Annotated in this window: 16 protein-coding genes; 6 read left to right on the top strand and 10 right to left on the bottom strand. The window is 73.4% G+C overall.

Features of this window, described 5'->3' with window-relative positions:
- Positions 1 to 151 precede the first annotated feature (151 nt).
- The gene (locus OUY22_RS13765) at positions 152 to 928 is read left to right on the top strand and encodes a WecB/TagA/CpsF family glycosyltransferase (RefSeq protein ID WP_270155296.1); all 777 of its coding nucleotides are present in this window, start codon (positions 152 to 154) and stop codon (positions 926 to 928) included.
- On the opposite strand, the gene OUY22_RS13760 is transcribed toward OUY22_RS13765, so the two are convergent.
- From OUY22_RS13760 to OUY22_RS13735, 6 genes are read right to left on the bottom strand one after another with little or no spacing between them, the layout of a single operon-like run.
- On the bottom strand, positions 900 to 1,805 hold the full coding sequence (locus OUY22_RS13760) for a sulfotransferase (RefSeq protein WP_270155295.1): 906 nt from the start codon (positions 1,803 to 1,805) through the stop codon (positions 900 to 902). The two genes, OUY22_RS13765 and OUY22_RS13760, sit on opposite strands and share 29 nt — an antisense overlap.
- The gene (locus tag OUY22_RS13755) at positions 1,802 to 3,061 is read right to left on the bottom strand and encodes a lipopolysaccharide biosynthesis protein (RefSeq protein ID WP_270155294.1); all 1,260 of its coding nucleotides are present in this window, start codon (positions 3,059 to 3,061) and stop codon (positions 1,802 to 1,804) included. The genes OUY22_RS13760 and OUY22_RS13755 overlap by 4 nt, the downstream gene beginning before the upstream one ends.
- Positions 3,049 to 3,855, bottom strand: a complete 807-nt coding sequence (locus OUY22_RS13750; RefSeq protein ID WP_408638157.1) for a sulfotransferase domain-containing protein — start codon at positions 3,853 to 3,855, stop codon at positions 3,049 to 3,051. The genes OUY22_RS13755 and OUY22_RS13750 overlap by 13 nt, the downstream gene beginning before the upstream one ends.
- Positions 3,856 to 3,902: 47 nt before the next feature.
- Positions 3,903 to 4,820, bottom strand: a complete 918-nt coding sequence (locus OUY22_RS13745) for a hypothetical protein (protein ID WP_270155292.1) — start codon at positions 4,818 to 4,820, stop codon at positions 3,903 to 3,905.
- Positions 4,817 to 6,085, bottom strand: coding sequence for a hypothetical protein (locus tag OUY22_RS13740; protein WP_270155291.1), 1,269 nt, complete (start codon positions 6,083 to 6,085; stop codon positions 4,817 to 4,819). Before OUY22_RS13740 ends, OUY22_RS13745 begins: the two co-directional genes overlap by 4 nt.
- The gene (locus OUY22_RS13735; RefSeq protein WP_270155290.1) at positions 6,082 to 7,395 is read right to left on the bottom strand and encodes a Wzz/FepE/Etk N-terminal domain-containing protein; all 1,314 of its coding nucleotides are present in this window, start codon (positions 7,393 to 7,395) and stop codon (positions 6,082 to 6,084) included. Before OUY22_RS13735 ends, OUY22_RS13740 begins: the two co-directional genes overlap by 4 nt.
- A 342-nt stretch (positions 7,396 to 7,737) precedes the next feature.
- Between OUY22_RS13735 and OUY22_RS13730 the strand changes: the two genes are divergently transcribed.
- Positions 7,738 to 8,781 carry a glycoside hydrolase family 26 protein gene (locus OUY22_RS13730; RefSeq protein ID WP_270155289.1) on the top strand — a complete coding sequence of 348 codons (1,044 nt, stop codon included), beginning with the start codon at positions 7,738 to 7,740 and terminating at the stop codon, positions 8,779 to 8,781.
- On the opposite strand, the gene OUY22_RS13725 is transcribed toward OUY22_RS13730, so the two are convergent.
- The 4 genes from OUY22_RS13725 to OUY22_RS13710 all read right to left on the bottom strand — a co-directional run bounded on the left by OUY22_RS13725 (position 8,726) and on the right by OUY22_RS13710 (position 12,210).
- Positions 8,726 to 9,616 (bottom strand): sulfite exporter TauE/SafE family protein, encoded by an 891-nt coding sequence (locus OUY22_RS13725; protein WP_408638156.1) that lies wholly within the window; start codon positions 9,614 to 9,616, stop codon positions 8,726 to 8,728. The two genes, OUY22_RS13730 and OUY22_RS13725, sit on opposite strands and share 56 nt — an antisense overlap.
- A complete protein-coding gene (gene cysC / locus OUY22_RS13720) occupies positions 9,604 to 10,821 on the bottom strand; it encodes an adenylyl-sulfate kinase (RefSeq protein ID WP_270155287.1) in 1,218 nt (405 codons plus the stop codon). Before cysC ends, OUY22_RS13725 begins: the two co-directional genes overlap by 13 nt.
- Before the next feature lie 66 nt (positions 10,822 to 10,887).
- On the bottom strand, positions 10,888 to 11,604 hold the full coding sequence (locus OUY22_RS13715) for a class I SAM-dependent methyltransferase (RefSeq protein WP_270155286.1): 717 nt from the start codon (positions 11,602 to 11,604) through the stop codon (positions 10,888 to 10,890).
- Between the two features lie 63 nt (positions 11,605 to 11,667).
- Complete coding sequence (locus OUY22_RS13710) at positions 11,668 to 12,210, bottom strand: TIGR03086 family metal-binding protein (protein ID WP_270155285.1); 543 nt, start codon at positions 12,208 to 12,210, stop codon at positions 11,668 to 11,670.
- Between OUY22_RS13710 and OUY22_RS13705 the strand changes: the two genes are divergently transcribed.
- From OUY22_RS13705 to OUY22_RS13690, 4 genes are all read left to right on the top strand, one after another.
- Positions 12,209 to 12,364, top strand: a complete 156-nt coding sequence (locus OUY22_RS13705) for a hypothetical protein (RefSeq protein ID WP_270155284.1) — start codon at positions 12,209 to 12,211, stop codon at positions 12,362 to 12,364. The two genes, OUY22_RS13710 and OUY22_RS13705, sit on opposite strands and share 2 nt — an antisense overlap.
- 68 nt (positions 12,365 to 12,432) lie before the next feature.
- Positions 12,433 to 15,921: a transcription-repair coupling factor gene (mfd, locus tag OUY22_RS13700; protein ID WP_270155283.1), complete on the top strand. Its 3,489-nt coding sequence runs from the start codon at positions 12,433 to 12,435 to the stop codon at positions 15,919 to 15,921.
- A gap of 30 nt (positions 15,922 to 15,951) precedes the next feature.
- Positions 15,952 to 16,548 (top strand): SurA N-terminal domain-containing protein, encoded by a 597-nt coding sequence (locus OUY22_RS13695; RefSeq protein WP_270155282.1) that lies wholly within the window; start codon positions 15,952 to 15,954, stop codon positions 16,546 to 16,548.
- 1 nt (position 16,549) lies between these two features.
- Positions 16,550 to 17,488, top strand: a complete 939-nt coding sequence (locus OUY22_RS13690) for a MazG family protein (protein WP_270155281.1) — start codon at positions 16,550 to 16,552, stop codon at positions 17,486 to 17,488.
- Positions 17,489 to 17,522 lie beyond the last annotated feature (34 nt).

Raw genomic sequence — 17,522 nt, 5'->3', positions numbered from 1 at the left:
CCCTGGCCCTGGCCGTCGCCACCGGTCTGCTGCCCGCCTCCACGGTCCTGTCGCTCCTCCACCACCGGGGGCACGGGATTTGACCGCCCATCCTCTTCCCCGTACGCGCACTCGTGCGGAGGCCCGCGGCCCGAGGGTGGTCGTGGGGGGCGTGGCCGTCGATCCCGTCGGGGAGGACGAGGTGGTGGCGTGGGTGGCCGCGGAGCTGGCGGCCGGGCGCGGGGGGCGCATCGTGACGCCGAACGTGGACATCTGCCGGGCCGTCGCCCGGCAGCCCCGGCTCGCGGAGCTGGTGGCCGGGGCCGAGGTGGTGGTCGCCGACGGGATGCCGCTGGTGTGGGCGGCGCGGCTCCAGGGGACCCCGCTGCCGGGGCGGGTGACCGGGGCCGACCTGATCTGGTCGTTGAGCGGGATGGCGGCGCGGCGCGGCTCGCCCGTCTACCTGCTGGGCGGGCCGCCCGGTGTCGCGGAGGCGGCGGCCCGCGAGCTGACCGGACGCCATCCCGGGCTGGAGGTGTGCGGGGTGGACGCGCCGCCGTACGGGTTCGACCTGACGGCGCGGGGGCGGGAACGGGTGCGGCGGAAGGTCGTGGCGGCGCGGCCGGCCCTGGTGTTCGCCGGGCTCGGGTTCCCCCGGCAGGATCTGCTCATCGCCGAGCTGCGGCGGGAGCTGCCTGAGGCGTGGTTCCTGGGGTGCGGGGCGGCCATCGGGTTCGCGGCCGGGACGGTGTCGCGGGCGCCCGGCTGGATGCGTCGCGGCGGGCTGGAGTGGCTGCACCGGCTGGTCACCGAACCCCGGCGGCTGGCCCGCCGCTACCTGGTGGACGACCTGCCCTTCGCGGTGCGGCTGCTCGCCGGGAGCGCGGTCCGCCGCCGGTCCGGAGGCGGCCGGGCACGCGTCAGGAGTCGGCGGCGGTCAGCTCCCTGACCCGGGCGATCTCCTGCTCGGTGAGGCCGCGGTGGCCGGAGCACACCGCGAGGCGGGAGTCCATGGGCCGGAACGCCGTACGGGACAGCCCCGACCAGGCGAAGCCGCCGGTGCCGGGAGGGCCGCCGGTGCACGCCCGGACGATACGCCGCTCGGCGGCCCGGCTCCAGCGCAGGCCTGCGTACCCGTACAGCTCGCGGAAGCCCGGCACCGGGTCGGCGGCCAGCTCGTCGTAGGAGACCAGCCGGACGCCGGGCAGGCGCGACAGGATCGTGCGCGTCACCCGCCACAGCGCGGCCGCCTTGGCCACCTGGTCCTGCGAGCCGACCAGGGCGCGCAGGCGCAGCACCTCGGGATGGTCGCGGACCAGCAACGGCTGTTCGAGCAGCTCGTGGAAGTAGATCGTCCAGCCGAGCCGCTGCCAGCTCGCCACGAACGCCACCGGGTCGCGCACCAGCGCGATCACCCGGCAGCCGAGCCGCTCGGCGAACCAGGCCGCCGACAGCACCGCGAACGGGTCGTCCAGCAGCGCCCGCCGCCCCGCCCACCGCCCCAGGGTGAACGCGGCGCCGTAGCGGACCATGCGCGCCAGATCGTAGGGGGCCCGGTTGACGCGCAGCTCGGCCGCCCAGCCGTAGCGCAGCGCGACCGTGTCGCGGAAGGCGGGCAGCCAGGCGGCGGAGTTGTCGTCGCAGATGTACTGGAAGCGGTGGGAGACCCGGGCGCGCAGGACGCCGGGGCAGCGGCCGGGCGGGTGCTGCGGGTTGAGCGGCTCGTTGACGTAGACCAGCTCGCCGCCGGCCGCCAGCATCTTGCCCGCCCAGCTCGTCCCGCTCCTGGGCAGCCCGGTGACCAGCACCGGAGGGCGGACCGTCACGCCGCCGCCCAGGTGCGCGGGCGCAGCGCGGCCAGGCTGTGGCGGCCGAACGGGCGCAGCCCGTAGCGGTGGTGGAGCTGCCAGAGCGGCAGCGCGTTCTTGACCAGCACGCCGCCCGACCAGCCGAGCGCGGCGCCCAGCGCGCCCTGGCCCGGGATGAGCGCCACGTCCAGCAGGAGCGTGCAGACGACGGCGGCGACGAGGTTGAGCAGGCTGGAGGTGGTGTGGCCGGCCGCGGTCAGCACCACGTCCACCATGCCGCACGCCGTCGCCGCCATCATGGTGGCCGAGAGCACCAGCGCCACCGGCACGGCGGAGACGTAGCCGGGGCCGAACACGTGCAGCAGCCACGGCGCGAGCGCCGCGTACCCGACCCAGATCGGCCAGGTCGCCAGCACCAGCCACATCGTCGTCACCTGGTAGATCTCCTTGACCCTGGCCAGGTCGCCGGCGGCCAGCGCGCGCACCAGGCGGGGCTGCGCGGCCTGGGCCAGGCCCTGGCCGGCGAGCTGGCCGACGACCTTGAACCGGGTGGCGGCGGTGTAGACGGCGGCCTGGGCCGGCCCGCCGAGCGCGGCCACGACCACGATGTCCAGCCGCTGGAACACCGCCTGGATCGCGCCGGCCGTCGACCGGGGCGCGGTGTGCCGCCACAGGTCGCGCCCGGTCCCGGTCAGGTACGGGGTGCGCGGCGCCCGGCCGCGCAGCGCGAGCGCCGCCAGCCCCGCGACGGGCAGGTACGGCAGCGCCCAGGCCAGAGGGAGGGACGCGGCGGAGAGCCCGGCCACGGCGACGGCCGCCACCAGGGCGAGCTGGGAGAGCGGCAGCAGCAGGCCGTCCAGCAGCACGGTGGGGCGCATGGCGCCGAAGCCCCGGCAGGCGGCGAGCAGCACGTCGGTCACCGCCATGGCCGGCAGCACGAGCGCGAGCACGCCCAGCGCCGGCCAGAGCAGGACGCCGGCGACGGTCGCGAGGACCGACACGGGCACCAGCGCCGCCCTGACATATCCCGAAATACCGCGATAACCGTAGGTCCTGGCTCGGGCGATGAAGAACACCAGCCCGTTCCCCGCGTCCAGTTTCGCCACCCCGGCCACCATCAGCGCCAGCGCGACCGAGGTGAAGAACGCCCCCGCCGCCTCCACCGGATACACCCGGGTCACCACCACGACCAGGAGGAACTGCGACAGCGCCCCGGCCGCCGCCCCGGCGACCCCCGCCAGCCCGCTCCGGGCGACCCGTCTCAGCGCCGCCACGACGGTTCACCGTCCAGCCAGCGGACCAGTCTCCGGTCGTGTTCCTCGAACCGGTCCATCAGCCGCAGCCGCAGCGAGTCGGGCAGTTGCTTGGGCCGTGGCCGCCAGTTGTGCCGGGAGAAGCCGGGGTAGCCGAACCGCGGCACCCTCAGGAAGCGCAGCAGCCGGTCGTAGACGGGCTCGGGTTCGTGGAAGAACCGGTGGCTGTCGATGACCATGATCCGATCCCGGCCGAACAGCGGCTCCAGCCGTTCGAGCTGGTCGGCGTAGCGTCCCCGGGCCAGGTAGGCGAGATGGCGGTGCCCGTGGTGGGCGGCGTGCGGGTCGGCCCGGAACAGCTCCTCGGCCCCGGCCACCCGCTCCTCCTCCAGCTCCAGCGCCCGCTCGAAGCACTCCTCGGTCTCGAACCCGCGGGCCAGCTCGTGGGCGTGCGCCGAGCAGGCCCGCTCCACCGGGTCGCGCACCAGCACGATCAGCTTCGCCCCGGGCAGGTCGGCGGCGATGCGCTCACCGGCCAGCGGGTGGAACAGGTAGTAGGGCGACGACTCGAACGCCTGCGGCAGCCCCCCGAACCGGCGGATCAGCAGCGCCGTGCCGACCCTCATCGGGAAGTGCGCCCGATACCACGACAGCCCGTGCCCGTAGCTCGCGGTGTCGAAGTAGTGCACGCCCTTGCGCAGCACCGGCTTGTACACCAGCGGATGCTGGGCCAGCGCCCGGTAGAGCGAGGTGGTGCCGCACCGCTGCCCGCCCATGATGAGGAACGACGGCAGGAGCCGCACGGCGGAGGTCATCCGCCCGGTGGTCCTGGACACCGACAGCGCCGCCTGCTTCGCGGTCTTCACAGCAAGGCCTCCTGATGGTCGACGAGGGGGTTGAGCCAGCGGTCCGGCGGGCCGAGCGGCTCGTGTCCGTCGGCGGCGTGCCGGTCGGCCAGCGCGATCAGGTAGTGCAGCGCCGTCCGCCTGGCCTGCGCCGCCGACAGGCCGAGGGGGGCCAGCGTCCGCACCGACCTGGCCAGGCAGCAGCGCGCCGCCGTGGCCGGGTCCATCCGCCGCAGCGCCCGCTGGAAGAGGTGATGCAGGGCGTCGAACCCGTACGGGACGCCGACCTCGTAGCGCTCCCAGTCCCACACGAGCAGCCGCCCGTCACCGGAGGGCGCGAGGTTCCACGGCGACAGGTCGCCGTGCCAGGCGTGCCCCCCGTGCCCCCCGTGCCCCCCGGGCTCGCCGGTGGCCGCGATCTCCTCGACCGCGCGCAGCAGCAGCTCCGCCGGCACCCGCCCGCCGCGGACCGGTAGCGGCGACAGCGCCAGCACGCCGAGGCCGCGCCAGCTCCCGTGGTGCAGCACCGACGGCACGACGACGGTCTTCAGCGCCCGCCCGGCCAGCCGGTCCAGCGTGGCGGCCTCGTGCGCGACCAGCGCGCGCGTCCGGTCGGTGTCGCCGATCTTCACGTACGCGAGCAGCTCGCCCCCGCCGCGCGCCTCCAGCACCGGCTTGCGGTTGGCCCGGCGCGCCGGCCGCACCCGGAGCGTGACCTCCACCGGGACGCCGAACACCTCGCCCAGATGCTCGGCGATCGACCCCCGCGTGGCCAGCGTGATCCGCCGGCCGGGATGCCACCAGCGGCGCGGCGCCAGGCGGCGCGGCAGCCGGGGGTGCGGCAGCAGCGTGTAGGCGCGCGGCGCCCCCGATCCGGGGTAGAGCAGGTCGAGCGTGCCGCCGAGGTAGCGCAGCCGGGCGCGGGCGTCGTTCATGGGGAGTTCCTCCACAGCAGCGCGAACGAGATCGCGTAGAGGCTCAGCGGCGTGACGAGGCCGTCGTAGATGAGCATGTAGAACAGCACCAGGCACATCACCAGCACCCCGGCCAGCCCGATCGGCGAGCGGTCGCCCCAGTGGCGGCGGATCGCCCCGGCGAAGAACGCCGCGTAGAGCACCGCCCCGGTGACCCCCTGTGAGATCAGCAGCAGCCAGAGTTGCCCGTCGCTGCCCAGCGGCGGATGGCCGCACCCGGGGCACCAGGCGGTCTTGCCGGTGGTGACCGAGCGGTGGCTGCCCAGGGCGCGACGGGTGTTGCCGTAACCGATGAGGGGGGAGTGACGCGTGGCCTCGACGGTGGCCGCGACGGTGAAGGCGCGGATGTCGTTGGAGTGAGGGCTGTCGAGCCGCTGGGCCACCAGGGGCGCGAGCGGGCTGAGCGCGAACGCCAGCGCCGCGGCGGCCGCCCCCGCGCAGAGCGCCGTCCTGGTCCGGCCGCCCACCCGGAGCACGAGGTAGACCCCCGCCAGCCCGAGCGCGATCCACAGGCCCCGGTTGAGCGAGTACACGATCGGCACGGCCGCCACCGCCACCGCCGCCACGGCCAGCACCCTGCGGCGGCGCGAGCCGTACACCCACCAGCCGACGACGAACCAGATGAGCAGCACCGACAGGTTGCCGCCCCAGGCGTTGGCCCACTCGAACGGGGCCTCCGGCCGGGGCAGGGCGTGGCCGAGGACCTTCTGCGTCTGCCCCGCGGTCGGATGGACGAGGTTCTGCACGAACGGGTGCGCCGCGATCCAGTCGGGCAGCACCAGCTCCAGCGGGGAGGTGAAGGAGAAACCGGGCGCCAGCACGCCGAGCAGCCCGCCCGCGACCGCCGTGAGGAACAGCACGCCGAGCATCCGCACCAGCCGCAGCTGGGGCAGCTCACGCTCGGTGAGGTTGCCCACGTAGAGCAGGAGGATCAGGGCCGACACGTACAGCGCGAGCCGCATCGCGTAGCCGATCAGCCGGCCCGCGGCCAGCTCGCCGTAGGTGCCGGGCGGCATCTCGCCCAGCATCAGCCCGCTCAGCAGGTAGCAGGCGATCAGCAGCACCCACAGCCCGAACCCGCGCGGCACCCGGACCGGCCGGCGCCGCCACAGGATCACCGCCATGGGCACGGCGAGCACGACCACCGACAGCCCGCCGAACCCCAGCGCCCACCAGAGCGGGTAGCCGAGCAGCAGCGCCGCGACGGGCCAGGCCGGGCCTCTCACGTCGACGGGTCCCGCGGGCGCCGCATCGGCCGCATGGGCGTGGTCCTGGCGGTGGTGATGCTCGTCTCGAACTCGCCGCTGGCCACGAGCTTGCCGAGCGAGGCGTGCTGCCCGCGCGGGGCCCGGACGGGCGCGGGCGCCAGGTCCGTCGTGGTGACCGCGCCGATGATCGGCACGCTGTGCCTGCTCAGCAGCCGTACGGCGGCCGCCACGTCGGGGGCCTCGGCCCCGCCCAGGCCGATCAGCAGCAGCGCCGCGTCCGCCCTGGCGAGGTCGCCCACGTCGGTGCCGTCGAGCACGGTCAGCGGCACGTTGGCGGCCAGCGGCACGGCCACCTGCCCGCCGCCGAGCCCGGCCGGGACGGACTTGACCAGCAGCCGCTTGCCGGGGCACGAGGCGAGCACGGCGGAGGACAGTTCGTGCAGCGTGCCGTGGTCGAGCGGCCGCGACACGTCGGCCAGCACGGGCAGCCGGTTCAGCCGCTCGACGTCGGCGGGGGTGCGCAGCCGGGTGTCGAGGCGGTCGCGCAGCCGGGCGAGCGCCGCGCCGGCCAGCAGCCCGGCCATGAGCCCCGATCCCAGGTGGAGCGGCAGGCTGGGGGCGCTCGGCTCCTGGGGCGGGGCGGCGGCGCTGATGATCTGGCCGGGCGTCACCGCGAGCGTCTTGAGCGTGTCGTACTTCTGCGTCAGGCCGGCGACCTGGCGGGCGAGCACGTTCTGCCGGTGCGTCGCCCGGATGTGCTCGGCGCTGCCCTTGGTCAGCGCCTGCTGCTCGTCGATCACCGCGGACAGCGCCCCGCCCGCCTGCCTGAGCTTGCCCAGCACCAGCCGCAGCTGCGCCGTGATCGTCGCGGTCGCGCTCTCGGCGCGCTGCGCCAGGTAGGCCTGCGCGTACGCGCGCGACTGCAGCGCGGCGTCACCGGGGTCGGCGGCGGTGACCGAGATGGCCAGCACGGCCGAGTTGGGCGGCACGGACACCACGGCGGGCTCCAGCTCGGCGCCGCCCACCTGCTCGGCGGCCTTGGCGGCGACGACGGCCGACTGGGCGATCTGCGCCTCGGTGTCGAGGTTGAGCTGCTCGCGCTGCCGGCTGGTCACCTGGTTGGCGGGCTCGCCGATGCCCACGGGGCTGACCAGGACGTGGGAGGTGGCGGTGTAGACGGGCGGCGTGAGGCGCATGAGCGCCAGGCCCGCGGCGCCGCCGGCGAGCAGGCAGCCCAGCAGGAGCAGCCAGCGGCGGCGGAGCAGGGCGAGGTGGTCTCCGAGCTCGGCGCCGGAGCGGCGGGCCGGGTGATCCGGCGGCTGGCTCATGAGGCGAGTCCCCCTGAAGTGTGTGCGGATAGTCGCTTACTGACGACTCTGCGTCACGCGCCATGGTGTGCGCCCACTATAAGCGCGGCGGTTATCGGCCAGGTGGGATCCGCAAGATTTTCTCGGATACGGGCCAGCTATCGTGCCTATAATTAACGATTTTTCGTATTTATCAGGGCGGTGGCTAGGGGTTTGACCTGCGAGGACTTCCGCTCTGGCTGAAGTTCGGGGAATGGCGTGGCAAGGTTCAGGTTGCAGAGGGCGGGGGTTCTGGAAACAAGGGGGTCGACGATTTTGGCTCGACGGGCATTTCCGTATAGAGCGGCTTTTTCCGGAATGGCGATGGCGCTGGCCGTCACGCTGGCCGCCTGTTCCCCAGGGGACGGGGGCGCCGCCGAGGACCCGGAGGAGCCCGCCCCCGCCGGCGCCCAGCCGCTGCCCGCCCCCTCGCCCGCGTGCGAGGTCACCGGCGGGCTCATCCCGTCATGCGGCGCCTGGTGGGGCATCGCCCCGGAGATCTTCACCGGGCTGGACGTGGAGAAGGCGGTGGCCAGCGCCGAGAAGCGGATGGGCGCGCCCGCCGACATCGTGCACGTCTACCACCGGGGCAAGGAGCTGTTCCCGACGGAGAAGGAGATCCGGCTCGCCCGCGACCCGGAGCGCCCCCGGCTGCTGCTGATCAACTGGAAGCCGTCGCTCACCAGCACCTGGGCCGAGATCGCCCGCGGCGCCGTCGACGGCCGGATCGACCGGCTGGCCGACCACCTCAGGCGGACGTTCCCCGAGCGGTTCTTCCTCACCATCCACCACGAGCCGGAGAACGACGTCGACCCCGCCGCCGGCTCGGGCATGCGGGCCAAGGACTACGCGGCGATGTTCCGCCACGTCGTGCTCAGGCTGCGGCACAAGGGCGTCAAGAACGCGGTCACCGTCATGACCTACATGGGCGCGCCCAACTGGGCGGTCCAGCCCTGGTTCGAGGAGCTCTACCCCGGTGACGACGTGGTCGACTGGGTGGCCATGGACCCGTACGCCGACCACCGGGTGCACGACTTCGGCACGCTGGTCAACAAGACGCGGGAGGAGTTCGGCGAGTGGCCCGGCTTCTACCGGTGGATGCAGTGGCGCTTCCCCGGCAAACCGGTCATGGTCGCCGAGTGGGGGGTGTTCGAACGGCCCGACGACCCGGCGTTCAAGCGGGCGTTCTTCGAGTCGGTGCGCCACCAGATCCGCCGCTACCCGCAGATCAAGGCACTGGTCTACTTCGACTCGCCGTACGCGCCCAGGGGCGACACCAGGTTCGACACCGACGAGACCGCCGACAAGGCGTTCACCGCGCTCGCGCGAGATCCGCACTTCCGCTCGACGCGCGTGCCGCGGCCCTGACGCGCCACCGCCAGCCGATCACGATCACGGCGGTGGCCAGGGCCAGCGCCACCAGCGTGAGGGTGTTGCCGACGTTCAGCAGCTTGAGCGCGGAGGCCAGCAGCACGATCGCGAGCATCGCCCTGATCAGGCCGCCCGGCGCGCGGGAGGAGATCCGCGCGCCCAGATAGACGCCCGGGATCGAGCCGATCAGCAGCGAGGTGGTCAGGTCGAGCTGGAAGTCGCCGAACAGGAGGTGGCCGATCGCGGCCGAGACGACCAGGGGCACGGCCTGGACGAGGTCGGTGCCGACGAGCTGGTTGGCCTTGAGCGCCGGGTAGAGCGCGATGAGCGCCACGATGATCAATGAGCCGGAGCCGACGGACGACACGCCCACGATCAACCCGCCGACCATACCGACCAGTACGGTCGGAATGGGGCGCACGCGGACCTCGTTCGCGTGCGCCGTGCCGCCCCTGTCGCCGATCAGCGTCTTGGCGGCCAGCCCCGCGACGGCCAGCAGCAGAGCCACGCCGAGCGCGTACTTCACCCCGTCGCCCACCGCCCACGCCCGCGCCACGAACACCCCGCAGAACGCCGTCGGCACCGACCCCAGGCAGAGCCACCCGACCAGCCGCAGGTTGACCGTCCCGTGACGGAGGTGGACGAAGCCGCCCACCGGCTTCATCACCGCCGAGGCGACCAGATCGCTGGAGACCGCGGCCAGCGGCGGCACGTTGAAGAACAGCATCATCATCGGCGTCATGAGCGCGCCGCCGCCCATGCCGGTGAGTCCCACCACGATCGCCACCAGGAACGACCCGAGGACCAGGGGAAAGTCGATCAACGCACCCACCCTCCGCCGCGCAGCGTGCCCAGCACCTGCTCGACCGCGGTCTCGACGGAGATGTGCGTGGTGTCGAGGACCAGGTCGGCGTCGTCCGGCTCCTCGTAGGGATCGGAGACGCCGGTGAACTCGGGGATCAGCCCGGCCCGCGCCTTGGCGTACAGGCCCTTGCGGTCGCGCCGCTCGCACTCCTCCAGCGGCGTGGCCACGTGCACCAGCAGGAAGTCGGCGCCGACCGACTCCACCATCTCCCGCACCTCGGCGCGGGTCGCCGCGTACGGGGCGATCGGCGCGCAGATGGCCAGGCCGCCGTGCCGGGCCGCCTCCGCGGCGACGAACCCGATGCGGCGGATGTTGAGGTCGCGGTCCTCCTTGGAGAACGACAGCCCCTTCGACAGCAGCCGCCGCACCACGTCGCCGTCGAGGTAGGTGACGGTCCTGCTGCCCAGCTCCAGCAGCGCGTCGCGGAGCCCGCGGGCGACCGTCGACTTGCCCGAGCCGGACAGGCCGGTGAAGAACACCACCAGCCCGCGCCGGTGCGGCGGCCCGGGGATGCGCACCGGCTCGGGCCCGGCCAGGTGCTCGGCCGCGCCGTAGGCGGCCGCGACGTGCTCACGCAGCTCCAGGTCGATCTCGGCCTCCTCGCGCGGCGCCAGCGGCACCGGGACGACGAGCGTGCCCGCCGGCAGCCGGTCCCTGGCCCGCAGCGCCGCCCTGACCACGCCGGGGCCGTCCTCCCCGTACGAGAGAGGCATCAGCAGGATCACCGCGTCGAGCTCCTTGGCGGTGGCCGCCACCTCGTCCAGGTCGTCGAGCGGGCCGCGCATCGTGACGGCCAGCGCGGGACGCCCGCCCAGCTCGTCGCGTACCTGGGCCGGAGTGCGGTGCAGACGGGCGAACGGGCCGTGCTCCGGCGCGCCCAGCCCCTTGACCGGGCCGGCGGCCAGCCCGCCGGGACCGTGCTCGGTCACCGTCAGCGTGGCGAGCGGGACGCCCTCGGGGTCGAGCAGCGTCACCTCACCCTCCGCGCTCTCGGCGCCTTCGGGCAGGTGGAGCGTCACCGGCGCGGGCCACGGGGTGCCGTCGGCGAGGGTGCCGCGCTCGGTGACGGCGTGCACGTCCTCATGGCCGAGGAAACCGGTCAGCGGCCGGAACGCCCCCGACAGCAACAGCTCAAGGTCGGCCAGCTCGCGCGGGTCCGGCGTCCACTCCACGGTTGATGATCCCAACTATCCCGACTGCAAGGGTAGGCAACCCTACCCGTCGACGGGCGGGGGATGCTAGATGAGCCGCGCGAAGTGATACTGGGGCTTCCTGATCACCATGGTGATCTCGTCGTGGGTGGCAGGGTAGCGCCCCCCCGTCAGCCGCGCCGCCACCGCCACCGCGGCCGCGCCCACCCGGCCCATCGCCGGCCCGCTCGTCGCCCGCTCCTCGTCGGTGACCATCAGGCCTCGCGCCAGGCAGAACGCGTGCATCCCGTCGACCGAGGCCAGCGGGCCGTAGACGGCCGGCAGCGGCCCCGGCGCGCCCTCGGTCACCAGGTGCCGCCACAGCGCCCGCCGCACCCACGACGGCGTCAACCGGTCGAGCAGCCCGTAGGCGGACTCGCGGTCGCGCATCCGCAGCAGCACCAGCCCGCCCGGCCGCAGCGCCTGCAGCAGCCGGTCGAACACCAGCTCCGCGTGCTGGATCCGCTCCAGCAGGAACAGCAGCTGGATGACGTCGTACGAGCGAGGCGGCAGCGGCGCCGACCGCAGATCGCCCAGCGACCACGTCACCAGGTCGGCGCGCTCCTCCACCACCCGGCGGATCGCGGGCAGGTCCTCGTCCACCCCGCACACCCGCGTCTCGATCCGCTCCAGCGACAGCGGCTCGCCGTGGGCGCACCCGGCGACCAGCACGTCCAGCCGCCGGCCGAGCTGCCCCGCCCACTGCTCGCGGATCCGCTGACTGAATAGATCGCCACCCCGGGCGACCGCCCGCACGTCTGACATGCGACCCACAGTAACCACACGGGCGCGGATAGTGGCGCACCTTCGGCGGAAGGGAGAAGCGGATCAGGGGGTCCAGGCCGGATCGCGGCCGGTGATGCCGAGCAGGCGCTCCAGCGGCGAGGCGTCGTCAGGGACCTCCACCGCCGGCCCGAACGCGCCGCGCTCCCTGCCCATCTCCGCCATCTCCTCGGTGAAGCGCAGCCCCCGCTCGACCGCCTCGGGGTCCGGCTCGTACGCCTGGCCGGTGGCCCTGGCCAGGTCCCAGCCGTGCGTCACCATGTCGACGAGGTACATCTGGGCCAGCGTGGTCATCGGCAGGCCCATGCCCTCGCTCACGCCCTCCCACGCCGCCGGCTGCGACCACGCCGCGAGCGTGCGCCGCGCCCGCTCCGGGAAGTCGCCCGCGTACGGCCCCTGCTCGGCCGGCGCCTCGTGGCGGGCCAGCGCCTCGAACATCGCCGCCACCCACTCCAGGTGGCTGATCAGGGCCCTGACGTCGAACTCCGCGCACGGGGTCGGCAGCCCGAGCCGCTCGTGCGGCACCGCGCGCACCAGGGCGGCGGTCTGTTCGGTGGCGCGCGTCATCAGCGGCATCATGTCGTCCATGGCAGCGATGATGCCGCAGCCCGCCCCCGGGAGGCTTGGAGAAACGCGACTGCGCGGGTGGGTCGACCCGTACGCCGGTCTGGCCGCCTTCGACTTCGCCCGGCACCCGCCGCCCTCGGCGTCCGCCTCTCACCGGGCGGCGGGCGGCAAGTAGGCTGGAGTCCATCACCCCCGCGCTCCGCATGGCCGGGGGTAGTCGTGTTGCCATCGTGGGGCTAACTGATGAGTCTTTCCGGACTGCTTGACCTTGTCGCCGCCGACCCCGAGCTGACCGCCGCCCTGGATCGGGGCGGTGACGTGTCACTGGTGGCGCCCGCCGCGCTGCGGCCGTTCGGCGTGGCCGCGCTGGCCGGGCACGACCAGCGGACGGTGCTGGCCGTCACCGCGACGGGACGGGAGGCGGAGGACCTGGCGGCGGCGCTGGGCAGCCTCGTCGACCCGGGGGCCGTGGCGGTGTTCCCCGCCTGGGAGACGCTGCCGCACGAGCGGCTGTCGCCGCGCTCCGACACGGTGGGGCAGCGGCTGGCGGTGCTGCGCCGGCTGGCGCACCCGGTGAAGGGCGACAGCGCGGCGGGGCCGCTCGGCGTGGTCGTGGCGCCCATCAGGGCGCTGCTGCAGCCGATCGTCAAGGGGCTGGGCGACCTGGAGCCGATCCGGCTGCGCGCGGGCAACGACGCCGACCTGGACGAGGTGGTGGCCCGCCTGGTGGAGAACGGCTACCACCGGGTCGACATGGTGGAGCGGCGCGGCGAGGTCGCGGTGCGCGGCGGGCTGCTCGACGTGTTCCCGCCGACGGAGGAGCACCCGCTGCGGCTGGAGTTCTGGGGCGACACGGTCGAGGAGATCCGCTGGTTCAAGGTGGCCGACCAGCGTTCGCTGGAGGCGGCCGAGGACGGGCTGTTCGCGCCGCCCTGCCGCGAGCTGCTGCTGACCGCCGAGGTGCGGGAGCGGGCCCGGGAGCTGGCGGAGCGGCATCCGGCGCTGGCCGAGGTGCTCGACCAGCTCGCGGAGGGCACTCCGGTGGAGGGCATGGAGGCGTTCGCGCCCGCCCTCGCCGGCGAGATGGACCTGCTGATCGACCATCTGCCGGTCAGGTCGGCCGTGTTCGTCTGCGACCCGGAGCGGATCAGGAGCCGGGCCGAGGAGCTCGTACGGACCTCGCAGGAGTTCCTGGAGGCGTCCTGGATCACCGCGGCGGCGGGCGGCGAGGCGCCGATCGACCTGGGCGCGGCGGCGTTCCGGACGCTGGAGGAGATCCGCGGGCACGCCGAGGTGCTCGGGCAGCCGTGGTGGACGATGGCGCCGTTCGGCTCCGGGGTGGAGCTGGCCGCGCACGACTCCGAGGCCTACCGCGGCGACACCCGCAGGGCGCTGGACGACATCAAGGGCTGGCTGGCCGACGACAAGGCGGTCGTGCTCATCAGCGAGGGGCTCGGGTCGGCCGAGCGGATGGTGGAGCTGCTCAAGGGCGTCGACGTGCCGGCCCGCCTGCGGCGGTACGTGGACGAGGCGCCGGAGCCGAAGGTCGTGCACGTCACGACCGGGCTGCTGGAGCACGGGTTCGTCACGCCGGGCCTGGCCGTGCTCACCCACCTCGACCTGGTGGGCCAGAAGGCGTCCACGAAGGACATGCGCCGCCTGCCGTCGCGCCGCCGCAACATGGTCGACCCGCTCCAGCTCAAGGTGGGCGACCACGTGGTGCACGAGCAGCACGGCGTGGGCCGCTACGTCGAGATGGTCCGCCGCACGATCCAGGGCGCCACGCGCGAGTACCTGGTGATCGAGTACGCCAAGGGCGACCGGCTGTACGTGCCGACCGACCAGCTCGACGAGGTCACCCGCTACGTCGGCGGGGAGTCGCCCACCCTCAACCGGATGGGCGGCGCCGACTGGGCCAAGGCGAAGTCGCGGGCGAAGAAGGCGGTCAAGGAGATCGCCGGCGAGCTGATCCGGCTCTACTCGGCCCGCATGGCCTCGCCGGGCCACCCGTTCGCGCCGGACTCGCCGTGGCAGCGCGAGATGGAGGACGCGTTCCCGTACGCGGAGACCGCCGACCAGCTGGAGGCGATCGACGAGGTCAAGCGCGACATGGAGCGCGGCATCCCGATGGACCGCCTGATCTGCGGCGACGTCGGCTACGGCAAGACCGAGATCGCGGTGCGGGCGGCGTTCAAGGCGGTGCAGGACGGCAAGCAGGTGGCGGTGCTGGTGCCGACGACACTGCTGGTGCAGCAGCACATGTCGACGTTCGCCGAGCGGTTCTCCAGCTTCCCCGTCACGGTCAAGCCGATCTCCCGGTTCCAGAGTGACGCCGAGGTCAAGGGCACGCTGGACGGGCTGCGCGCCGGCGCGGTCGACGTGGTGATCGGCACCCACCGGCTGCTCAGCCCTGAGGTCAGGTTCAAGGACCTCGGGCTGATCATCATCGACGAGGAGCAGCGGTTCGGCGTCGAGCACAAGGAGGCCATGAAGCACCTGCGCACGCAGGTGGACGTGCTGGCCATGTCGGCGACGCCGATCCCGCGCACGCTGGAGATGGGCCTGACCGGCATCCGCGAGATGTCGACGATCCTGACCCCGCCGGAGGAGCGCCACCCGATCCTCACGTTCGTCGGCCCGTACGAGGAGAAGCAGATCGGGGCGGCGGTCCGGCGCGAGCTGATGCGCGACGGCCAGGTGTTCTTCGTGCACAACCGGGTGGCGTCGATCAACCGGGTGGCCGCGCGGCTGCGCGAGCTGGTGCCCGAGGCGCGGATCGCGGTGGCGCACGGGCAGATGAACGAGCACCAGCTGGAGAAGATCATGGTCGGGTTCTGGGAGCGCGAGTACGACGTGCTCGTGTCCACCACGATCGTGGAGTCCGGGCTGGACGTGCCCAACGCCAACACGCTGATCGTGGACCGGGCCGACACCTACGGCCTGTCGCAGCTCCACCAGCTGCGCGGCCGGGTGGGCCGGGGCCGGGAGCGCGGCTACGCCTACTTCCTCTACCCGCCGGAGAAGCCGCTGACCGAGACCGCGCACGAGCGGCTGGCCACGATCGCCCAGCACACCGAGATGGGGGCGGGCATGTACGTGGCGATGAAGGACCTGGAGATCCGCGGCGCCGGCAACGTGCTGGGGGCCGAGCAGTCGGGCTTCATCGCGGGCGTGGGCTTCGACCTGTACGTCCGGCTGATGGCCGAGGCGGTGCAGGAGCAGAAGGCCAAGCTCGAAGGCGTGGAGGCGCGGCCCGAGCAGCCGGACGTCAAGGTCGAGCTGCCGATCAACGCGCACATCCCGCACGACTACGTCACCTCCGAGCGGCTGCGGCTGGAGGCCTACAAGCGGATCGCGGCCATCGCCGAGCCGATCCACATCGGCGAGGTGCGCGACGAGCTGACCGACCGCTACGGCAAGCCGCCGGTCGAGGTGGAGAACCTCCTGGAGGTGGCCGCGTTCCGGATCAGGGCGCGCAAGGCGGGGCTGACGGACGTCACGCTGCAGGGGCAGTACATCAAGTTCGGTCCGGCGCGGCTGCGTGAGTCGCAGCAGGTGCGGCTGGACCGGCTCTACAAGAAGTCGGTCTACAAGCAGGCCGCGGAGACGCTGCTGGTGCCGGTGCCCAAGACCAAGCCGCTGGGCGGGCAGCCGTTGCGTGACCTGGATCTGCTCAAATGGTGCGGCGATCTGGTCGAGGCGATGTTCCTTGAGCTGACGCCGGTAAGCTGACTGCGGTTTTTGTCGGAAAGGGACACGCACGTGAAGTCGATACGAGTGGCTGTGGCCGCCGCGGCAGCCGGGGTGAGCTTCCTCGGGCTGACCGCCTGCTCTTCCCCCGTCGAGGCCGGCGCGGCGGCCGTCGTCGGTGATCAGCGCATTTCCTCCCGCGAGCTGGCCGAGAACGTGCGGGAGTTCGAGGCCGCGCTCAAGAAGGCGAACATCGAGCCGGAGCAGCTGGGCGTGCCCATCACGCAGTTCGTCCTGTTCCGGATGACCAACCAGCTGCGCTACCAGCAGGTCGCCGACAAGCACGGCGTCACCGTCAGCGAGACGGAGGTCGACACCGCGCTCAAGGACCCGGGCCAGTACCAGGACCCCCAGATGAACCTGCTGTCCAAGGGGGTCTCGCCGGCCGACGCCCGCGACTACGTCAGGGCCGAGGTGGGCGCCACCAAGGTCATCGACAAGTTCGGCGGCCGGGAGAACCAGCAGGCCGCGATGAAGTGGCAGGAGGAGTACAACGCGGTCAAGACCGTGTTCAGCCCCCGCTACGGCACCTTCCAGCCGGATCGTGGCTTCGTCGACCCGGGCCGCTTCGGCAAGCCGGTCCAGGCCGAGCAGGAGCAGCAGGGCTGACATGCCGCTCGTCGTCGTCACCACCTCGCCGCGCGTCCCGCCGGGCCTGCTCAGCCACCAGGCCTGGCAGGCCCTCCGGTCCGGCCCGGTGCTGACGGGCTCGCCCGGCCATCCGCAGCTGCCGTACCTCGCCGACGCGGGGGTGGAGGTCGAGGTCGTGACCCCGGACCCGCGCGGGCTGGCGGAGCGGGCGGCGGCGGGGGAGACCGTGGTGTGGCTCGCCGGCGACGGCGACGAGGAGTTCATGCGCGGGCTCGGTCACGCCGCGCTGGCGCTGGAGGACCCGCCGCTGATCGAGGTGGTGCCCGGCTCGTACGACCTGCCGGGCGCGCGGGTGCTCGATCTCGTACGGGTGATGGACCGGCTGCGCGCCGAGTGCCCGTGGGACCGCAAGCAGACCCACGAGTCGCTCGTCCCGTACCTGCTCGAAGAGGCCTACGAGGTGCTGGAGACGATCGAGGAGGGCGACCACGCCGCGCTCCGCGAGGAGCTCGGCGACCTGCTGCTCCAGGTGGTCTTCCACGCGCGGGTGGCCGAGGGCTTCGACATGGACGACGTGGCCGCCGGCATCGTCGACAAGCTGGTGCGCCGCCACCCGCACGTGTTCGGCTCGGTCAAGGCGGAGAGCGCCGACGAGGTGAACGACAACTGGGAGGCGATCAAGGCCGCCGAGCGGGCCTCCCGGGGCGACGAGTCGCTGTTCGACGGGGTGCCGATGGGGCAGCCGGCGCTGTCGCTGGCCGCGCAGCTGCTGCGCCGCGCCGAGCGCTCCGGCGTCCCTGACAGCCTGGCCGCGGCGGTCGGCCAGGGGGTGGCCCGGGAGCTGTTCGACCTGGTGAGCCGGGCGCGCGCGGCGGGCGTGGACCCGGAGGCGGAGCTGCGGGCGGCGGCGCGGGCCTACCGCGATCGGGTGCGCGCCTGGGAGTCGCACCGGTCGTGATGCCCTCAACCGATAGGCTCTGAACGCATTACAT

Origin of the sequence: Nonomuraea corallina (genome assembly GCF_027620315.1) — a bacterium.
GTDB lineage: Bacteria > Actinomycetota > Actinomycetes > Streptosporangiales > Streptosporangiaceae > Nonomuraea > Nonomuraea corallina.
The sequence above is the reverse complement of the archived record's forward strand: the minus strand, read 5'-3'. Positions and strand labels throughout refer to the sequence as shown.

Coding starts and splice junctions, on each gene's coding strand:
- OUY22_RS13750 (WP_408638157.1), bottom strand. CDS start 3,855: ATGACCTCCGCCGTGCGGCTCCTGCCGTCGTTCCTCATCATGGGCGGG.
- mfd (WP_270155283.1), top strand. CDS start 12,433: ATGAGTCTTTCCGGACTGCTTGACCTTGTCGCCGCCGACCCCGAGCTG.
- OUY22_RS13710 (WP_270155285.1), bottom strand. CDS start 12,210: ATGGACGACATGATGCCGCTGATGACGCGCGCCACCGAACAGACCGCC.
- OUY22_RS13690 (WP_270155281.1), top strand. CDS start 16,550: ATGCCGCTCGTCGTCGTCACCACCTCGCCGCGCGTCCCGCCGGGCCTG.
- OUY22_RS13730 (WP_270155289.1), top strand. CDS start 7,738: ATGGCGCTGGCCGTCACGCTGGCCGCCTGTTCCCCAGGGGACGGGGGC.
- OUY22_RS13735 (WP_270155290.1), bottom strand. CDS start 7,395: ATGAGCCAGCCGCCGGATCACCCGGCCCGCCGCTCCGGCGCCGAGCTC.
- OUY22_RS13705 (WP_270155284.1), top strand. CDS start 12,209: ATGGCAGCGATGATGCCGCAGCCCGCCCCCGGGAGGCTTGGAGAAACG.
- OUY22_RS13715 (WP_270155286.1), bottom strand. CDS start 11,604: ATGTCAGACGTGCGGGCGGTCGCCCGGGGTGGCGATCTATTCAGTCAG.
- OUY22_RS13745 (WP_270155292.1), bottom strand. CDS start 4,820: ATGAACGACGCCCGCGCCCGGCTGCGCTACCTCGGCGGCACGCTCGAC.